Genomic DNA, 17,164 nt, shown 5'->3' with positions numbered 1-17,164 from the left:
GGTCTGTGTGGGAATCTGTGCCGGTCGTGTAGTGGTCGTGACGGGCGCCGGTCGCGGCATCGGGAGGGAGCACGCCCTGGAGTTCGCCAGGCAGGGCGCCCGCGTCGTGGTCAACGACCTCGGCACCGGCCCCGGCGGCGAGGGCAGGTCCGGCGACACCGCGCTGAGCGTGGCCGAGGAGATCGGCGAGCTCGGCGGGCAGGCCGTGGCCAGCAGCGACGACGTCTCCGACTGGGACGGCGCGGCCCGGCTGGTCAAGACCGCCGTCAGCGCGTACGGGCGGCTGGACGTGCTCGTCAACAACGCCGGCTTCCTCAGGGACCGGATGCTCGTCTCCATGACCGAGCAGGACTGGGACGACGTCGTCCGCGTCCACCTCAAGGGTCACTTCCTCCCGCTGCGCCACGCGGCGGCCTACTGGCGGGAGAGGTCCAAGGCCGGCGACCCCGTCAGCGGCCGGATCATCAACACCTCGTCGGGCGCGGGCCTGCTGGGCAGCGTCGGCCAGGGCAACTACGCCGCCGCCAAGGCGGGCATCGCCGGGCTGACCCAGGTGGCCGCCGCCGAGCTGGCCAGGTACGGCGTCACGGTCAACGCCATCGCTCCCGCCGCACGTACCCGGATGACGGAGGAGGTGTTCGCCGCCACCATGGCCAGGCCGGAGTCCGGCTTCGACCCCATGGACCCCGCGAACGTCGCCCCGCTCGTCGTCTGGCTCGGCTCGGAGGAGTCGGCCCACGTGACGGGGCGGGTGTTCGAGGTGGAGGGCGGCGCGATCTCCGTGGCCACCGGCTGGCGCCACGGCCCGAAGGTGGACCGCGGCGCCCGCTGGGACCCGGCGGAGGTCGGCGAGGCCGTCAAGACCCTCCTGGCCGCCGCCCCATCCCCGGAACCGGTGTACGGCGCCTGATCAGCGCCTGAGTCACCGCACGATCCCCGGCAGCACGACGGCGCCGTCCTCGCGGGTCGCGAACATCTCGCGGCTCTCCCCGGTCCGCACGTCGATGGCGTAGACCAGGGACGGGAGGCCGTCGCGCGGCGCCTGCGGCACGGCGAGCACCGTCACCTGGTGCTCGTTCAGCCACGCCCCCATCCGAGCCGGGCGCAGGCCCTCGTGCACGCCGGAGATGAGCACGGTGGTCTCCTGGCCGCCCCGCAGGGCGTCGAAGGTGGCGATCGAGTCGGCCCGCCGGGGCCGCTCGTCGGTGGAGCCCGTGAGCCTGGACAGGGTGTGCCCGTCGGGCGACAGCAGGCTGAAGTCGTAGGTGAAGTCCGCGACGGTGATGGGCTGATGGCCCAGGACCCACACCTTCGTGGTCTTGTCGTACGGCTTGATCAGCACCACCGGCCCGTCGCCGTCGGCCACGCTCACCGGGAACCAGCCCCGCTCGAGCTCGGTCGTCGTGCCGCGCAGGACGTCCACCAGCAGGTTGGGCTGCCGTCGCCCGCCCCACCCGGAGACGACGAAGCGCAGCCCGTCGTGGGACAGCCGCAGCGTGTACTCGGCCTCGAACGCCTCCTCGGGCTCCTTGAGCGGCGCCTTCCAGGTCTTCCCGTCCGCGAGGTCGCGGATGAGGATCGTGTGCTGCTTCGCGCTGTAGTAGGCGATCCTGCGGCCGTCGGGTGTCGCGGCCATCGGCCCGGGCCCGGGGTCGAACGCGTAGACCTCGCCGTCGCGGGTCGCCAGCCGCCATTCGCGCCGCTCGCACCCGGCCTTGCACGGCATCTGGTACATCTGCTCCACCGGCCCCACCCCCTTCTCGGGCAGCGGCAGCGCCTTCGTCTCGGGCGGCGCGAGCACGATGGGCGGCTCGTGGAACACCTGCTGGAACAGCACGGTGGAGCCGGCCGCGATCAGGCACACCACGGCGGCGCTGATCGCGGCCAGCCGGGTCGCCCGCCGCCGGCGAGCGCCCCGCACCGCGCGGTCGGCCAGGTCCACACCGGGCGCCTGCGCGGCCAACTCCCGCAGGTCGTCACGGAGCGTGTTCATTGGTACGCCTCCTGCGGGTCGAGCGCGCGCAGCTTCGACAGCGCGTAGTGGGTCTGGCTCTTCACCGTCCCGACGGAGACGCCCATGAGCCGGGCGGTCTCGTGCTCGGTGCGGTCCTCGTAGAAGCGCAGCACGATCACCGCCCGCTGCTTGGGCGTCAGCCGGGCGAGCGCCTGCTGCAGGGCGAGACGGCGCAGGGTCGCGTCGTCGTGCGATCGCCCCCTTTCGGGCAGTTCGGCGCCGGGCAGCTCGACCTGCCTGCGCCGGCGCCAGGAGATGGTCTGGTTCACCAGAGCCTTACGGGCGTACGCCTCGGGGTTGCCGCTCTTGGCGAGCTTGGCCCAGTGGGAGGCGACGCGGGTGAGGACCGTCTGCAACAGGTCCTCGGCGAGGTGGGCGTTCCCGGTCAGCAGGTACGCCGTCCGCATCAGCGATTGCTGGCGGTCGCGTACGAACTCGTGGAACCCCTCATAGCGGTCCATGTACTGAAACAACTCCGCCGAGGGCTCCAGGGTTGGAAACCCTCATCGTAGGGACGAGCGGGCCGTCGGCCGCAGCCGAAGCCGCTCGGGGGCGGCGGTGGAGAAGGGTTCGAGCATCGGCAGGTCCACCTCCCGTTCCTCCTCGGGTGTGTCGAAGCGGGCGAACCACACGAACACCTTCTCCCCGGTCCGTACGGGCAGGCGCGGGAAGTCGTTCTCGGCGGGCTCGGTCTCGAGGCAGGCGATGGGCGTCACCCCCGCCTCGGCCAGCACCGGCGCGGCCTTCAGGGAGAAGGTTTCGGCGAAGCCGGCCTCGACGTGGTGGATCGTGGCGACGTACAGCGACGGGGGCAGGTCGGTGGCGCCCACCGGCGGGCGTTCCCACGACGGGAATTCCGGGCCCGCGGAGCGCAGCAGGAGCACGTCGTCGGAGTCGATCATGGTGGCGTTCGCCGCGTCGCGGTGGGCCCGCCACACGGGGCCGTCGTAGAAGGCGGCCAGCGCGGCCCGGCGGGACGGCATGTCGGGGAAGGCCCGCAGCCAGGAGAACGTGTCGGGAGCGTCGGGGTCGCGGAAGGTGCCGGTCACGCGCATGCCGGTCGCCTCCTGCGACTCGACGAACTCCCGCTCGAACAGCGAGATCAGCGTGTCCCGGTGGCCCGGATGGAGCGTGTAGCGGCGTAGTTCGTGGATCATGCGCGGAGGGTATGGCCGGGTCACTGACATCCCGTGTCAGCGTATTCGCCGAACAATATTCTGATTACTTAGAGCTACAGAATGACAACGCATAGTTATATGCTCGCATTGACCTTGATCTCCTGGGGTCAAGGAAGGTCCAAGGGGAGGGTGGCGCGTCCTGGGCCCCGGGCGACCGTCTCCCCCGCCGGCGAAGGAGCAGAAGTTGATCAAAAGAGTGTGCGCCGCCGCGGCCGTGCTGACTGTGGCCGCCGGTGGCTCACTTCTCGCAGTTCCCGCTCATGCTGACGACGACTGGCTCGGCCCCCTCCCCGGTGGCGACTGGGCCACGAATCGGAGCGGCAACTACGACTCGTCCCAGTCAGGAAACAACTTCGGCGACGTCTTCGCCGGTAACCACGGCGAGGGTCACTCGACCAACGTCAACAACATCAACGGCATCGCCCCCACCGCCACGAATGGCGGGATCACGGTGACGTACATCTTCGACTGACCGGCTGACGTCCGGCAATACAGCACTCTGAAAGGACTTCCAGATGATGAAGAAGCTCTGCGTGACCGGCGTCATCGCCGCCGCGGCCGGCCTGACCCTGCTGTCGGCCCCCGCCTACGCCGACACCAACGCGGGCAACTCCAGCCGCAACACCGACTCCTCGCAGTCGGGCAACAACTTCGGCAACGTCGTCAACGCCAACGTGAACGGCCACGGCGCCACCGGCGTCAACAACGTCAACGGCAACGCCGTGACCGCCACCAACGGCAGCGACGTGGTCACCGACGACCTGAACGACTGATCGAAGCGGGGCGCGCCGCCCGGCGCCTGGGCGGCGCGCCCGGAGCCGTGCGAGCCGGGTCCGATATGGCCCGGCTCGTGCCGTATTAGCATCTGTGTGTGACTATCTGTGCTTATGCCACCTTTGAGGATCTCCGGGGTGAGGACGACGAGCGCGACCCGGTCCTGGCGGCCTGGCGCGAGGCGGGCATCGACGGGCGGGCCGAGCGCTGGGACGATCCGGCGGTCGACTGGAGCGCCTACGACGCCGTGGTCGTCCGCTCGGTGTGGGACTACGTCCTGCGCCGGGAGGAGTTCCTCGCGTGGGCGCGCGAGGTGGAGTCCGTCACCAGGCTGCTGAACCCGTACGCCGTGCTCGAGTCCAACACCGACAAGACCTACCTGCGTGAGCTGGGCGTGCCGACCGTGCCCACGCACTGGTCGTCCGAGGGGCTGCCGGACTGGCCCGAATACGTGGTCAAGCCGTCGATCTCCGGAGGCGCCCGCGACACCACCAGGACCGCCGACCGCGCCGAGGCCGCCGCGCTGGCCGCCGCCCTGGAGGCCGCCGGGCGCACACCGATGGTGCAGCCCTACCTCGACATGGTCGAGTCGGAGGGCGAGACCTCGCTGCTGTACTTCAACGGCCGCCTCAGCCACGCCGTCCGCCGCAACCCCATGCTCGTCCCCGGGACGACGCTCGACGACAACGCGCGGGCCCAGCTCCGCACCCCAGCCCCGGACCAGGTCGAACTTGCCGAGAAGGTGCTTGCCGCCGTACCCCATGTCCTTCTCTACGCCAGGATCGACCTGGTCCGGCTTTCCGGCGGCGCGCCCGCGGTCATCGAGCTGGAGCTGACCGAGCCCTACCTCTACCTGGGCCACCGGCCGGAGGCGCCGGCGAGCTTCGCGCGGGCGCTGCGCGAGCTGCTCTGATCAGCAGGAGATGCCGCCGTCCACGGGGATGACCGTGCCGGTCAGGTACGCCCCCGCCCGCGACGACAGGTAGATCGCCGCACCCGCCATGTCCTCGGGGCGGCCGATGCGCCCCAGCGGCACGTTCGAGGCGATCATCTCCCGCGTGTCGGGATCGCCGAGCGCGAACGCCATCATCTTCGAGTCGAAGGGCCCGGGAGCGATGGCGTTGACCGTGATGTGCTCCTTGGCCAACTGCCTGGCCAGGTGCCGGGTCAGCATGTGCACGGCCGCCTTCGTCGAGGAGTAGGCGTAGCTCTCCAGCGCGGGCACCCTGAGGCCGTCGATCGAGCCCACGTTGATCACCCGGGCCGGGTCGTCCGCGCTCGCCGCCTCCCTGAGCCGCGGCAGGAAGCGCTGGGTCAGGTAGAAGACGCCCTTGACGTTGATGTTCCAGAGCTTGTCGAAGGCGTGCTCCGGATACTCCTCCAGCGGGGCGCCCCACGTCGCCCCCGCGTTGTTCACCAGCACGTGCACCGGCCCGTCCACCGCGGCCACCAGGGTCTCCAGCCCCTCAGGCGTGGACAGGTCGGCCGGTACGGCGGCGCAGCCCAGCTCGGCGGCCGTCTTCTCCACCTCGGCCGTCTTGCGGGCGGAGATGTGGACCGTCGCCCCCGCCTCCACGAACCCGGCGGCGATCATGCGGCCGATGCCGCGCGAACCACCCGTGACGACGACCGTCTTGCCTTCCACCGAAAACAGAGTCATGTTCCGGCAGCATGCCATACCGACCGGTCGGTTGCTAGAAGCCCTCGTCCTTCACCCACAGCCGCAGCAGCCCGCGGAAGTGCTCGACGAACATCTCGCGCTCCTCCGGCGGGTACGTCGCGATCACCGTCTCCACCAGCAGCCGGTCGAACTCCGGCCCGGCCACCCACTCCAGCGTGACCTCGTCGATGTGCGCCAGGTGCGTCCGGCAGAACTCCTCATAGCGCTCGGTCTCGAAATACTTGTCCGCCAGCCGCCGGTATTGGCCGAGGCGCTCCTCATAGGTCCCGGTGACGGCGAAGTAGTCGTGCGTCTCAAGGTCGATCCGGGGCCGGCGCCGGGTGGCCACGCAGAACACGCTCCACTTCACCAGCGTCTTGATCGCCCACGGGAAGTAGTAGTGCAGGCTCGTCAGCGCCACGTCGGGGCAGGCGTTGGCGTAGTCGATGGGATGCACGTCCGGGCCCTTGACCAGGGTCTCGCAGGAGTTGAACTCCCACCGGAAGAACGCGTTCACCAGCTTGCCGATCGTCACGACCTCCTCGCCGACCTCCGGCGACAGGAACGCGTGGTCCACGACGTAGCGGGCGTGCATCGGCTCCTCGGGCCGGAAGCGCATCACCATCGTCTCGGCCCCGATGGACAGCGACCTGGCGAACGCGTCGTAACCCTGGACGGCCTCCTGCAGGTGCATGAGCATCTCGCCGCTCTCGTCGTAGGCCCGGTGCAGCTCCTCCCGGTCGCGTACGAGGGAGACCCCCCGCCAAGCTCCGCCGTCGTACGGCTTCATGAACAGCGGGTAGCCGACGCTCTCCGCCACCTCGTCCAGGTCGAAGGGCTGGTTGTAGCGGGCGGCGGTGTAGGCGTAGCGGGTGTTGTCGAGCGGGTTCTTGAACGGCACCAGCACCGTCCGCGGCACCTTGAGCCCGAGCCGCATCATCGCGCAGTAGGCGGTGTGCTTCTCCATCGACTGGAACGTGAACGGGCTGTTGAGCAGATAGACGTCGTCCATCATGGAGATCTTCTTGAGCCACTCACGCGGGTGGTAGTACCAGTAGGCCAGCCGGTCGATCACCAGCTCGTGCCGCGGTTCGGCCCGCAGGTCGAACGGCTCGATGGTGAGCCGCTCGACGTCGAAGCCGCCCACCCCCTTGATCGGCCCCAGCCGCCGTAACAGGGTCTCGAACGCCGACGGCCAGTCCTCCTCCGTCCCCAGCAGCAGCCCGATCAGATGTCGCACGACGCGCCTCCTCCCCGGCCTGGCCGCAGGAGGTTCACACGCCGGGAAGACGGCCGTTGCGGAACAGGTCGACGAACCTTCGATGGTCTTCACGGGCCTGTGCCCCATAACGATGCGCGAAATCCACCAGCATCCCGATGAATCCGGACCGGTCGTCTCCGATCACCGCCACGATCGCCTCCTCCGTCGAGAAGTCGACCAGGTCGTGGCTGGACTCGTCGTCGGCCACGGAGTGCATACGCGCCACCGCCCGCCCCAGGTCCTGCACGATCGAGCGCAGCTCGTCCGGCTCGTTCACGTCGTCCCAGTCCAGGTCGGCCGAGTAGGGCGAGACCTCCGCGACGAGCTGCCCGACCCCGTTGAGGGTGGTGTAGCCCAGCCAGGGATCGGCGTAGGCCTGCAGCGCCCGCTGCGACTCGGCCGTGCGGTGCCCCTGGTGCAGGAAGTAGGAGGTCACCGTCTCGTCGGCGACGTATCGCGCGACCGCCGGCACCGCCGCCTGCTTCATGTACAGGATGACGTCGTTCTCCAGCGCCTGCGAACGCCCCTCCAGCAGCAGGTTGTACGAGGGCAGTCCCGCCGACCCGATTCCCACGCCCTTGCGCAGCGCCACATCCTTGATCACGTGCTCGACGGGGTTGCCGGGCACGGGCAGCGAGGCCAGGTACTCCTCGAACGCGGCCAGCACGTCGCGCCTGGTCACCGCGTCCACGTGCTCGCGCCCCTCCATGAGCGCGAAGCGCCGGTCGTAGTCGTCGATCACGGTCTCGACGTCGAGCAGCGCCACCCGGGTGCTCAGCCGCGCGGTCTGCAGCACCCGGTGCAGCACGCCGGTGGTGGTGCCCAGCGTGAGCGAGCCGATGGCCTCCTCGCCGCCCGCGGCGATGCCGGACAGCTCGACCAGGTACGCGCCGGCGAAGTCGGTCACCAGCATGCTGATCGAGTCGTCGGACAGCGCCTTGGCGTATCCGAGCAGGGCCACGCTGGCGGCGAACCGCTTGAGGTCCCAGACGTAGGGCCCCACGTACGCCTCGTCGAAGTCGTTGACGTTGAAGACCAGGACGCCCGAGGCGTTCATGTAGGTGCCGAAGTTCTCGGCGTGCAGGTCGCCGTGGATCCACACCCTGCTGGTCGGGCCGTCGAGGAAGGACTCGTCGGCGAACGGCCCGGCCATGTCGGCGTAGAACAGGCAGGCGCTGCCCCGGTAGAAGGCGAAGGGGGAGGCCGCCATCTTCCGGAATTTCCGCCTGAACGCGGGAGGGTCTCGCTTGATCGATTCGCCGAACTCCGCCATGAGGACATCGAGCAGGAAGGAGGAGCGTGTGCCCATGCACCGGACACTAGATCGCGATCCTGCCGTCGCCTACCCCGATCTTTCCCCGACCTGATCCGGTCCGGGCAAAACCGCGGCGCGCCCGCCCGGCAGGGCCCGGACCCCCGCCCAGGCCAGCGCGGCGGCCAGCACCCCGAGCAGCACGCACTGCGCGCAGGCCATGGCCCACGGGACCCCCTCGGGCATGTAGTCGAGCAGCGGCAGCCGGTCGGCCAGCAGGAGCAGCCCGAAGGCCGACATCGCGAGCGCCGCCGAGGGCGGGCGGCGCCGGGCCGGCAGGGCCACCGAGGCCGCGGCCCACACCGGGATCGTCATCCCGGCGAGGTCCAGCCACAGGTAGAGCCAGGGCGACAGGTAGAGCCGCAGCGCGCCGGCCACCTCGACCCAGCCCAGTGCCACCACTCCGGCGGCGAGCGGCGCCAGGGTGAGCGCCCAGGAGCGGCGCCGGGGCGGGACGTCGCCGTGGAAGCCCAGCAGCAGCGCGATCACCGGCACCGCGGTGAACACCAGGCCGCCCGCCTCGGAGAGCGCCCGGCCTCCGGAGGGCCCGAGCACGAGGATCGACATGAGGAAGGAGGCCGTCACGGGCGCGACGCCGAGCACCGCGGCGATCTTGGCCACCCCCGCCCGGCCCTGCATGATCGCGATGAAGGCGAAGGCCGAGCAGACGACCATGCCCGACCCGCCGACGATCAGCAGTCGCTCGAAGGAGCCGGGGGCGCCCACGAATCCGGGGTCGCCGTCGAGCGTGACCCGGCGGAACAGATCCGCCACGGTGAAGACGGCGTACAGGCTCTGGAAGGCCAGCCCGAGCAGCGCGACGAGGCGGACGGCCTCACCCCAGGCGAAGGAGCGCGGGGAGGCGCTGGAGGCGCCGAGCCGCACCCGCACGGACAACGCCAGCACGCTGGCGACCTCACCCCACCGGGGATGGGCGTTCAGCTCGTCGGGCACCTCACCCGACAGCTCCATGAACGCGGCCACCATCTCCTCCTCGCGCTCGGCGCGGTAGGAGGCGGGCAGCAGGCGCAGGACCGACCGGTAACGCTGCTCGAGCAGGCTCATGCGGCACCTCCGGCGGCCTGGGAGCGCAGGCGGGCGCGCAGCCGGGCGTTGGCGGCGCCGGCGTTGGCGGCCATCCTGGCGGCCTCCTCACGCAGGGCGTCGGCGCCCTCGTCGGTCAGCCGGTAGTAGCGCCGCAGGCGGCCCTGCCGCACCTCCTCGCGGTCCAGCGCGACCAGCCCCTCTGCGGAGAGCCGGTCGAGCACGCCGTAGAGCGTGCCGATCTTGAGCTGCACCCGCCCCTCGGACAGCCGATCGACCTCCTGGACGATCCCGTAGCCGTGGCGTGGCTCGTCCACCAGCGCCGTCAGCGCCAGGAACATGGGCTCCGTAATGTTCACCGGCCCACTATATCCTGGTGCTCAGGATATCGTCAGGGATGTTGCGAGGAGACGGAGACGACCTCACCCGTCATGTACGACGAATAGTCGCTGGCCAGGAAGACGATCACGTTCGCCACCTCCCACGGCTCCGCGGACCGCCCGAACGCCTCCTTGGCCGTCAGCTCCGCCAGCAGCTCCTCACTGGTCACCTTCGCCAGGAAGGGATGCACGGCCAGCGAGGGCGCCACGGCGTTGACCCGCACACCGTGCTCGGCCGCCTCCAGCGCCACGCACCGGGTCAGCGCCATCACCCCGGCCTTGGCCGCCGCGTAGTGCGCCTGGCCCCGCTGGGCCCGCCAGCCGATCACGGAGGCGTTGTTGACGATGACGCCGGAGCCCTGGTCGATCATCTGCCGGAGGGCGGCCCTGGTGCAGCGCATCGTGCCGTTGAGGGTGACGTCGATGACCGCGTGCCACTGGTCGTCGGACATCTCGGCCAGCGGCGCCGTACCGCCGAGGCCGGCGTTGTTGATCACGACGTCGAGCCGTCCGTGCGCCTCCACCACCGCGTCGAACAGCGCCAGCACCTGCGCCTCCGACGTCACGTCACACGGCACCGCGAGGGGCTTGACGCCGGTGAGCTCGGTCAGCGACTCCGCGGCCTCGGCCAGGCGGCGCTCGTGCCGGTCGGAGACGACGATCGTGGCGCCCTCCTCGGCGCAGCGCCGCGCGGTCGCGTAGCCGATGCCCGCGCCGGCGGCCGCCGTCACCAGCGTCACCTTGCCGTCGAGCAGCCCGTGGGCCCTCGGATAGGATGGGGGCGTCGGCGGCCTGGTCGGCGGGGTCATCGGCGGCTCCAATCAGCGGGGAAGTCCCAGGGTGCGCTCGGCGATGATGTTCCGCTGGATCTCGCTGGATCCGGCATAGATCGTGTCCGCCCGGCTGAACAGGTAGAGGCGCTGCAGCTCGTTCAGCCCGTCCTCGTCGCCCACGAGCCCGGCCCTGCCCTGTACGGCCTGCGCCAGCTCGCCCAGCCCGCGGTGCCACTCCGACCAGTACAGCTTGGCGATCGACACCTCGGCTCCCGGCTCGGGCCGCAGCATCCGCAGTGCGTTGAGCCGCATGATCTCCAGCTCCAGCCACGCCCTGACCAGCCGGTCGCGCAGCACGGGATCGCGGTCCGCGCCGGTCCGCTTCGCGGTCTCGACGATCTTGGCCAGCTCTCGCCGGAACCCGATCTGCTGGCCGAGCGTGGACGCGCCGCGCTCGTGGCCCAGCGTGGCCATCGCGACCCGCCAGCCGTCGCCCGGCGCTCCGAGGATGTTGCCCGCCGCCGTCCTGGCGCCGTCGAAGAACACCTCGTTGAACTCCGAGGTCCCGGTGAGCTGCACGATCGGCCGGACGGTCACGCCCGGCCCGTCCATGGGGACCAGCAGGTACGACAGCCCGTGATGCCGCCGGGAGCCCGGCTCGGTCCGGCACAGGACGAAGCACCAGTCGGCCACGTGCGCCAGCGAGGTCCACACCTTCTGGCCGGTGACGACCCACTCGCCGTCCTCGAGATGGGCCCTGGTCTGGACGTTCGCCAGGTCGGATCCGGCCTCCGGCTCGGAGTAGCCCTGGCACCACAGCTCGTCGCCGCGCTGGATCGGGGGCAGGAAGCGGTCCTTCTGCTCGTCGGTGCCGAACTCGAGGATCGTCGGGCCGATCAGGCCCTCGCCGATGTGGTCCACGCGGGCGGGGGCGTCGGCTCTGGCGTATTCCTCGTGGAAGGCGACCTGGTCCTCCAGGGAGGCGGCGCGGCCGCCGTACCGTTCCGGCCAGCCCAGGCAGGTCCAGCCGGCCTTGCCCAGGTGGCGCTCCCACGCCTGGCGCAGCTCGTGACCCTCGTGCTCGCGCCCGGGCCCGCCGAGCCCTCTGACGTGGACGAACTCGCCGCCCAGGGCCTCCTCCAGCCAGGCCCGCGCCTCCTCACGAAGGCTCAAAGAACCCTCCGTACCCGCCGCGGAAGAACACCAGCGGGCCGCCGTCGGCGTGGGTGTCGAGCTGGAGCACCCGGGCCACCACGATGTTGTGGTCGCCCGCCGGGTGCTCGGCCTCGACGATGCAGTCGAGCCAGGCGAGCGCGCCCTCGAGCACCGGGTTGCCGCCGGGGGAGCCGGTCCAGGCCAGGCCCGCGAACTTGTCGCCGCCCTTGGTCGCCATCTGCGTGCACACCTCACGCTGGTCCTCGGCCAGCACGTTGACGGTGACGACCTTGGCGCCGCGTACCCGGGGCCAGCTCGTGCTGGTGTGGGCCACGCAGAACGCCACCAGCGGCGGGTCCAGCGACACCGAGGTGAAGGAGTTGGCCGCCAGGCCGCACGGCTGCCCGTCCTCGGGGTCCACGGCCGTGATCGCCACCACTCCGGTCGCGAACCGGCCGAGCACCTGCCGGAAGCGGCGGCTGTCGAGGTGGCCGTTGCCGCTGTGGTGGGAAGGGCCCGTCGGCATGGTCGCTCCGTTGCGAGTCCTGCGCTGATATGGCGTCGGAAGGCCGCGACAGCCGTCCGGCGCGATGAGCCGGGCAGCGTGTGTGCTCATGGTCCGCCTCCTCGTCCACCTACTGCTCGCATCTTACCAAGCGCTTGCTTGGGACGATAGGGGAAGGCGGAAAAAGCTGTCAAGCCCGCGTCGACTGGGCCGATGTCGGCCCGGGTCGGCGTTGACAGGCGCGAAACGAGCTGCCTAACGTGACGAATGTGCCCAAGCGATTGCTTGACATCCGAGACCGGACCGCGATCGCGGGGGTCGGCTACACGCCGTTCACCAAGGACTCCGGCGTCAGCACGCTGACCCTGGCCTGCCGCGCGGTGCTCGCGGCCCTGGAGGACGCGGGCCTGTCGCCGGACGACGTGGACGGCCTGGCCACGCACCGGGTGGGCGACTCGGCCGCCCCGACCCTGGTCGCCCCCGCGCTGGGCCTGGCGGACCTCACCTGGCACCTCGACCAGTTCGGCGGCGGCAGCGTCTCCCACGCGGTCGTCGGCCAGGCCGCGCTCGCGGTGGCCACGGGGATGGCCGAGACCGTCGTCTGCTACCGGGCCATCAACGCCCGCTCGGAGTTCCGCATGGGCGGCACGGGCCGGGGCGTGCCGGTGAGCCCGGAGGTGCAGTATCAGGCACCGTACGGCTACGTGGCCCCACCCCAGCAGTACGCCATGTACGCCCGCGCCCACATGCTGCGCTACGGCACGCGGGCCGAGCACTTCGGCCGGCTGGCGGTCACCCAGCGCGCCAACGCCGCCAAGAACCCGCGGGCCCTCATGCGCACGCCCATCACACTTGACGACTACCTGGCCGCCAGGTGGATCGCCGAGCCGTTCCGCCTCCTGGACTGCTGCCTGGAGACCGACGGGGCCTGCGCGGTCGTGGTCACCACGGCCGAGCGCGCCCGCGCGCTGCGCCGGCCGCCGGTCCTCATCTCGGCCGCGGCCTGGGGCGGCGGGATGTCGCACCTGTCGGGCCCGTCCGCGGACCCCACGGTGACGGCGGCCGCCGCGCTGGCCCCGCGCCTCTACGCCCAGGCCGGGCTGGGGCCACGGGACATCGACGTGGCCGAGCTGTACGACTGCTTCACCTACTCGGTGATCGTCCAGCTCGAGGACTACGGCTTCTGCGCCAAGGGCGAGGGCGGCCCGTACGTGGACTCGGGCGCGACCGCCCTGGACGGCGCGCTGCCGGTCAACACGCACGGGGGCTTCCTGTCCGAGGGTTACGTGCACGGCATGAACCACATCGCCGAGGCGGTCTCGCAGCTCCGGGGCGACGCGGGGGACCGGCAGGTCAGGGGTGCGGAGGTGGCGCTCTCGACGGCCCAGCCGGGCTACATCCTGCCCGCGACGTCCGCGCTGATCCTGAGGAGGCCGTGATGGCGGCGTACCGGCCCGAGCCCGACCGCGACTCCCGGCCGTGGTGGGAGGGGGTCGCCAGGCACGAGTTCGCGGTGCAGGAGTGCGAGGCGTGCGGCCTGTCCCGCTTCCCTCCGCGGGCGTTCTGCCCGTCCTGCCGGACGGAGGAGTGGCGCTGGCGACAGGTGGTGCCCGAGGGGACGGTCGAGAGCTGGATCGTCAGCCATCAGCCGTTCCTGCCGGGTGCGCGCGATCCATACCTAGTGGTAATGGTCCGGTTGGCGGCGGTGCCGGGAGGTCTGGTCTACGGCAACTGGCGTGGCGAGGGGCCGCCGGAGTACGGGCTGCGGGTGCGGGGCGCGTACACCGAGGTGGGGGAGGGGCTGACGCTCGTGGACTGGGAGCCGGCCGGCGCCGGGAGCGTCCATCGCGCCGGAAATCCGCCGGATCGTTGACCTGAAGCCGGAAATTGGATTGGTACCGGAAAATCCCACCAGTCCCACCATCCCGAAGCTGCCCCCGGGTTGGGCTCTGAGGGTTGATGATGAGGGCAGTAGACGTCGACGCGGACGGCTCGGACTTGGCGGCAGGCGTGTGTGGCAACGGCGTGATGGCGACCGTGACCACGAGGTCACGGCTGACGATCCTGCCCGCATACCCTGCGGCCCGCGCTCCACCCCAAAGAAAAGGCCCCCATCGGTGGATGGAGGCGTCTCGGTGGTCGGTCCCTCGGAGGAAAGCGCGCCCTGGCGGGCGTGGGGGACCCGCCAGGACGCGCTTCCTGCCCCGTGTGCGACGGCGCCAGGACTCCGGCGAGGGATGGAGTCCTAGACCGTGAGCTCGCGCACGGAGTCGATGGGGGAGTGTGCAGGTTGCTGTTGCCGGAAACGTTCGGCGATGCGTCGAGCTGCACCAACCGGGTCATCAATGGGATGCGGGACGGGGGCGCCACCCTCCTCGTTCCAGACAAAGGATCCGTCGTCGCACCACGCGGTCAGCTCAGTCAACGCCGGTAGCACAGATTCGCCATTGCTCTGGTAGGTGTGGGTGAACCCATCGCGACGCAAGGCGTAACGCAGTAAACGTATTGCTTCGCGAGGGTCATGCCAGGGCAGGTATGGCGTACCCATGCGGTCCGGCAACATTGGCCTCCACCCCCTCACCGGCCTTTAGATGGATTTGTACCAACGAATGGATGATGGGCCTGTCGAGGGGGTTCGGTCAAGGGGCTGTGGCCTGCTAGAACCAGATCGTCTAAATTGTTGGAACAAAAGGGGTGAAAGTGGCAAGGTCGGTGCTGTATCAGCAGGTGGCTGCGGAGTTGAGACGAGCCATCTACTCGGGTGTCCTCGGCCCCGGGTCACAGCTGCCGACTGAGGCACAGCTCATGGAAGACCATGGCGTGAGCCGGAACACCGTAAGGTTGGCCCTGGGAGAACTCGTCAATGAGGGGCTCGTCACGCGCACGCCGCGGCGCGGAACGGTGGTCAGGGACCGCAGGCCGCTGCTGATCTATCCGCAGCGGGAGTTGGAGCCGCAACCAACAGGAGAGCTGCGGGAAGCCTTCGCCTACGCCGTGGCGCAGGAGGGCCGCGCGCCAAGCCAGTACATCGAGGTGCTGACGGTGTCTCCCGTCGAGGAGATCGCCAGCAGACTGGAATTGGCGGATGGGGAACTGGCGGTGGTGAGACGCCGTCTGCGTTTCGTGGACGGGCAGCCGTACAACACCAACGACTCCTACTTTCCCCGTGACATGGTGGCCGACTCCGAGATCGCCAGACCTGGAGACATCGCGCGAGGGGCGAACCGGGTGCTGGAAGAGCTGGGGCATGCGCAGATACGCGTCGTGGACGACATCTGGGCCCGCATGCCCAACCAGGAGGAGGCCGAGCGCCTCCAACTCGAACTCGGCACGCCAGTCATGGTCTATGTCCGAGTGGGGTACGACGGGGCAGACATGCCAGTGCGTGTCGCCGTGTCGGTTTTGCCAGCCGACAAACATCTGATCAGGTACGAGCTCGATCGCCGCTGACGAGCTCGGGGTGAAGGGGTGATTTCGCCGGCCGGGCGCAGCGAGAAATAGCCGCCTCGCTGGCCTGGGGGAGTCGTGCATACTCCCCTAAATCGCCATTTATCCATACATATCGGGTTGAGGCCCCATTTCGCCCTTGTGCGACATTGCATCATCACGCTGCGCTGTCGTGCGGATACCCCATGCAACGAAGGGTTTGCCATGCACACAAACACCTTGCTTCATCCGCTCTCTCTGCGTAGGGCGGAACCCGCGGACCTTCCCGGCGTACTGACGCTGCTCGCCGACACCGCCGAGTGGCTCTACACGCGAGGGGTGAGGCAGTGGCCCCGCGGGGGGTTCGGACCCGAGCGGATCGAACCGCTGATCGAGGAGCGGGTGCTTTTCCTGCTGGACGACGAGCTCAGATATCTCGACCCCGACGAATCGGCCCCGCCGGTCGCCACCATAGCCCTCGACGAACACGCCGACCCGGAGTTCTGGACCCCGGCCGACGACCCGGGGGCGGCACTCTACATCCACAAACTGGCCGTGGCCCGTCCCTGGTCGGGCAGCGGGCTCGGCGACGCCCTCCTCGACTGGGCCGGCGCCATGGCCCACTCCTCGGGCCTGCCCTGGCTCCGGCTCGACTGCGCCAAGGGCAACCCCCGGCTGCAGGACTACTACCGCGGCCGCGGCTTCCGCCACCTGCGCACGGTGGACCTCCCGCACCGCTCTTCGGGCGCCCTGTTCGAGCGTCCCACGGAGGACGTCCCCACCACGGTCTTCCGTGACCTCACGCTCGCCGAGCTGATCAGCGTCTGATCCCACCCCCCAGGGGCCCGGCCGTGCTCGCGCGGCTCCGGGCCCCTGCCGGTTCGCGGGCCGGTGCATCGGTCGATTCGTCGGCCGGTTCGCCTGCGCCAGGCCGTCTTCTCCCAGGTGGCAGTGCATATTCCGGCGCAAAGGCACAGATCGCCATATAACCTCTCCTCCATGACCGGATCCCTGCTCGAGGTGATCGCGCTCAACGTGCGCGACGCCGTGGCCGCCGAACAGGGCGGAGCCGACCGGCTGGAGGTCGTCGCCGACATGGCGGCCGACGGGCTGACCCCCGCGCCGGAGACGGTGGCCGCGATCGCCGCGGAATGCCCTCTGCCCCAGATGGTGATGCTCCGCTGCGACGCCGGCTTCGCCGCCGACCCCGATGTGCTCGCCCGGCTGAGCCGCGACGCCAAGGCCCTGGCGCAGGCGGGTGCGGCGGGGTTCGTGTTCGGGTTCCTCGACGGCGTGGGCACGGTCGACCTGACGGCCACCGAGGCGCTCATCCACGCGGTCTCCCCGCTCCCCTGGACGTTCCACCGGGCCGTCGACCACGCCGCCGACGTCCAGGCGGCCTGGCGGGCCGTGCGCCTGCTGCCCAACCTCGCCACCGTGCTCACCTCCGGCGCCCCGACCGGGGTGGGGGACGGCCTGCCGGTGCTGAAGACGCGCGCCGACGCGGGCGACGGCTCGATCATCCTGGCCGGCGGCGGGCTGAAGCCCGCGTACGTGCCCGCCCTGCTCGACTACGGCGTCCGGGCCTTCCACGTGGGCTCGGCCGTGCGCGCGAGCTGGTCGGACCCGGTCGAGTGGCGCCTGGTACGCCAGTGGCGGGCGCTGGTCGAGCGCGACTGAGG

The 17,164-nt window shown here is 70.4% G+C and carries 20 protein-coding genes; 9 read left to right on the top strand and 11 right to left on the bottom strand.

Annotated features, from left to right (window positions below; translation table 11 throughout):
• Positions 1–7: 7 nt before the first annotated feature.
• Positions 8–910: an SDR family oxidoreductase gene (locus tag AB0I15_RS29500; RefSeq protein WP_358102212.1), complete on the top strand. Its 903-nt coding sequence runs from the start codon at positions 8–10 to the stop codon at positions 908–910.
• Between the two features lie 12 nt (positions 911–922).
• Here AB0I15_RS29500 and AB0I15_RS29495 read toward each other — a convergent pair whose 3' ends face one another.
• Genes AB0I15_RS29495 through AB0I15_RS29485 form a run of 3 tightly spaced genes read right to left on the bottom strand, consistent with a single transcriptional unit; the run spans position 923 to position 3,171 of the window.
• Positions 923–1,993: a hypothetical protein gene (locus tag AB0I15_RS29495; protein WP_358102210.1), complete on the bottom strand. Its 1,071-nt coding sequence runs from the start codon at positions 1,991–1,993 to the stop codon at positions 923–925.
• On the bottom strand, positions 1,990–2,475 hold the full coding sequence (locus tag AB0I15_RS29490; protein WP_358102208.1) for a SigE family RNA polymerase sigma factor: 486 nt from the start codon (positions 2,473–2,475) through the stop codon (positions 1,990–1,992). Before AB0I15_RS29490 ends, AB0I15_RS29495 begins: the two co-directional genes overlap by 4 nt.
• A gap of 42 nt (positions 2,476–2,517) precedes the next feature.
• Positions 2,518–3,171 (bottom strand): NIPSNAP family protein, encoded by a 654-nt coding sequence (locus AB0I15_RS29485; protein ID WP_358102206.1) that lies wholly within the window; start codon positions 3,169–3,171, stop codon positions 2,518–2,520.
• Between the two features lie 205 nt (positions 3,172–3,376).
• Between AB0I15_RS29485 and AB0I15_RS29480 the strand changes: the two genes are divergently transcribed.
• From AB0I15_RS29480 to AB0I15_RS29470, 3 genes are all read left to right on the top strand, one after another.
• On the top strand, positions 3,377–3,664 hold the full coding sequence (locus AB0I15_RS29480; protein ID WP_358102204.1) for a hypothetical protein: 288 nt from the start codon (positions 3,377–3,379) through the stop codon (positions 3,662–3,664).
• 43 nt (positions 3,665–3,707) lie between these two features.
• Positions 3,708–3,965: a hypothetical protein gene (locus tag AB0I15_RS29475; protein ID WP_358102202.1), complete on the top strand. Its 258-nt coding sequence runs from the start codon at positions 3,708–3,710 to the stop codon at positions 3,963–3,965.
• Between the two features lie 98 nt (positions 3,966–4,063).
• Positions 4,064–4,879 carry a hypothetical protein gene (locus tag AB0I15_RS29470; RefSeq protein ID WP_358102200.1) on the top strand — a complete coding sequence of 272 codons (816 nt, stop codon included), beginning with the start codon at positions 4,064–4,066 and terminating at the stop codon, positions 4,877–4,879.
• On the opposite strand, the gene AB0I15_RS29465 is transcribed toward AB0I15_RS29470, so the two are convergent.
• From AB0I15_RS29465 to AB0I15_RS29430, 8 genes are read right to left on the bottom strand one after another with little or no spacing between them, the layout of a single operon-like run.
• On the bottom strand, positions 4,880–5,626 hold the full coding sequence (locus AB0I15_RS29465) for an SDR family oxidoreductase (RefSeq protein WP_358102198.1): 747 nt from the start codon (positions 5,624–5,626) through the stop codon (positions 4,880–4,882).
• Positions 5,627–5,660: 34 nt separating this feature from the next.
• Positions 5,661–6,866, bottom strand: coding sequence for a hypothetical protein (locus AB0I15_RS29460; protein ID WP_358102196.1), 1,206 nt, complete (start codon positions 6,864–6,866; stop codon positions 5,661–5,663).
• A 34-nt stretch (positions 6,867–6,900) separates the two neighbouring features.
• On the bottom strand, positions 6,901–8,196 hold the full coding sequence (locus AB0I15_RS29455; RefSeq protein ID WP_358102194.1) for a DUF2252 domain-containing protein: 1,296 nt from the start codon (positions 8,194–8,196) through the stop codon (positions 6,901–6,903).
• 33 nt (positions 8,197–8,229) lie between these two features.
• Positions 8,230–9,264, bottom strand: a complete 1,035-nt coding sequence (locus AB0I15_RS29450; RefSeq protein WP_358102192.1) for a hypothetical protein — start codon at positions 9,262–9,264, stop codon at positions 8,230–8,232.
• Positions 9,261–9,602: a PadR family transcriptional regulator gene (locus tag AB0I15_RS29445; RefSeq protein ID WP_358102190.1), complete on the bottom strand. Its 342-nt coding sequence runs from the start codon at positions 9,600–9,602 to the stop codon at positions 9,261–9,263. Before AB0I15_RS29445 ends, AB0I15_RS29450 begins: the two co-directional genes overlap by 4 nt.
• 32 nt (positions 9,603–9,634) lie before the next feature.
• A complete protein-coding gene (locus tag AB0I15_RS29440; RefSeq protein ID WP_358102188.1) occupies positions 9,635–10,432 on the bottom strand; it encodes an SDR family oxidoreductase in 798 nt (265 codons plus the stop codon).
• A gap of 12 nt (positions 10,433–10,444) precedes the next feature.
• A complete protein-coding gene (locus tag AB0I15_RS29435) occupies positions 10,445–11,569 on the bottom strand; it encodes an acyl-CoA dehydrogenase family protein (RefSeq protein WP_358102186.1) in 1,125 nt (374 codons plus the stop codon).
• The gene (locus tag AB0I15_RS29430; protein WP_358102184.1) at positions 11,556–12,077 is read right to left on the bottom strand and encodes a flavin reductase family protein; all 522 of its coding nucleotides are present in this window, start codon (positions 12,075–12,077) and stop codon (positions 11,556–11,558) included. Before AB0I15_RS29430 ends, AB0I15_RS29435 begins: the two co-directional genes overlap by 14 nt.
• 248 nt (positions 12,078–12,325) lie before the next feature.
• Between AB0I15_RS29430 and AB0I15_RS29425 the strand changes: the two genes are divergently transcribed.
• The 5 genes from AB0I15_RS29425 to AB0I15_RS29405 all read left to right on the top strand — a co-directional run bounded on the left by AB0I15_RS29425 (position 12,326) and on the right by AB0I15_RS29405 (position 17,162).
• Complete coding sequence (locus AB0I15_RS29425) at positions 12,326–13,495, top strand: acetyl-CoA acetyltransferase (RefSeq protein ID WP_358102182.1); 1,170 nt, start codon at positions 12,326–12,328, stop codon at positions 13,493–13,495.
• A complete protein-coding gene (locus AB0I15_RS29420) occupies positions 13,495–13,929 on the top strand; it encodes a zinc ribbon domain-containing protein (protein WP_358102180.1) in 435 nt (144 codons plus the stop codon). Before AB0I15_RS29425 ends, AB0I15_RS29420 begins: the two co-directional genes overlap by 1 nt.
• Before the next feature lie 839 nt (positions 13,930–14,768).
• A complete protein-coding gene (locus AB0I15_RS29415; protein ID WP_358102178.1) occupies positions 14,769–15,506 on the top strand; it encodes a GntR family transcriptional regulator in 738 nt (245 codons plus the stop codon).
• Between the two features lie 201 nt (positions 15,507–15,707).
• The gene (locus tag AB0I15_RS29410) at positions 15,708–16,310 is read left to right on the top strand and encodes a GNAT family N-acetyltransferase (RefSeq protein WP_358102176.1); all 603 of its coding nucleotides are present in this window, start codon (positions 15,708–15,710) and stop codon (positions 16,308–16,310) included.
• A gap of 171 nt (positions 16,311–16,481) precedes the next feature.
• Positions 16,482–17,162: a copper homeostasis protein CutC gene (locus AB0I15_RS29405; protein ID WP_358102174.1), complete on the top strand. Its 681-nt coding sequence runs from the start codon at positions 16,482–16,484 to the stop codon at positions 17,160–17,162.
• Positions 17,163–17,164: the final 2 nt, after the last annotated feature.

Origin of the sequence: Nonomuraea sp. NPDC050643 (assembly GCF_040654715.1) — a bacterium.
GTDB lineage: Bacteria > Actinomycetota > Actinomycetes > Streptosporangiales > Streptosporangiaceae > Nonomuraea.
The sequence above is the reverse complement of the archived record's forward strand: the minus strand, read 5'-3'. Positions and strand labels throughout refer to the sequence as shown.

Excerpts from the sequence above, each read along its gene's own strand:
- AB0I15_RS29495 (WP_358102210.1), bottom strand. The coding sequence starts at position 1,993 with ATGAACACGCTCCGTGACGACCTGCGGGAGTTGGCCGCGCAGGCGCCC.
- AB0I15_RS29490 (WP_358102208.1), bottom strand. The coding sequence starts at position 2,475 with ATGGACCGCTATGAGGGGTTCCACGAGTTCGTACGCGACCGCCAGCAA.
- AB0I15_RS29485 (WP_358102206.1), bottom strand. The coding sequence starts at position 3,171 with ATGATCCACGAACTACGCCGCTACACGCTCCATCCGGGCCACCGGGAC.
- AB0I15_RS29475 (WP_358102202.1), top strand. The coding sequence starts at position 3,708 with ATGATGAAGAAGCTCTGCGTGACCGGCGTCATCGCCGCCGCGGCCGGC.
- AB0I15_RS29465 (WP_358102198.1), bottom strand. The coding sequence starts at position 5,626 with ATGACTCTGTTTTCGGTGGAAGGCAAGACGGTCGTCGTCACGGGTGGT.
- AB0I15_RS29455 (WP_358102194.1), bottom strand. The coding sequence starts at position 8,196 with ATGGGCACACGCTCCTCCTTCCTGCTCGATGTCCTCATGGCGGAGTTC.
- AB0I15_RS29450 (WP_358102192.1), bottom strand. The coding sequence starts at position 9,264 with ATGAGCCTGCTCGAGCAGCGTTACCGGTCGGTCCTGCGCCTGCTGCCC.
- AB0I15_RS29440 (WP_358102188.1), bottom strand. The coding sequence starts at position 10,432 with ATGACCCCGCCGACCAGGCCGCCGACGCCCCCATCCTATCCGAGGGCC.
- AB0I15_RS29430 (WP_358102184.1), bottom strand. The coding sequence starts at position 12,077 with ATGCCGACGGGCCCTTCCCACCACAGCGGCAACGGCCACCTCGACAGC.
- AB0I15_RS29420 (WP_358102180.1), top strand. The coding sequence starts at position 13,495 with ATGGCGGCGTACCGGCCCGAGCCCGACCGCGACTCCCGGCCGTGGTGG.
- AB0I15_RS29410 (WP_358102176.1), top strand. The coding sequence starts at position 15,708 with ATGCACACAAACACCTTGCTTCATCCGCTCTCTCTGCGTAGGGCGGAA.
- AB0I15_RS29405 (WP_358102174.1), top strand. The coding sequence starts at position 16,482 with ATGACCGGATCCCTGCTCGAGGTGATCGCGCTCAACGTGCGCGACGCC.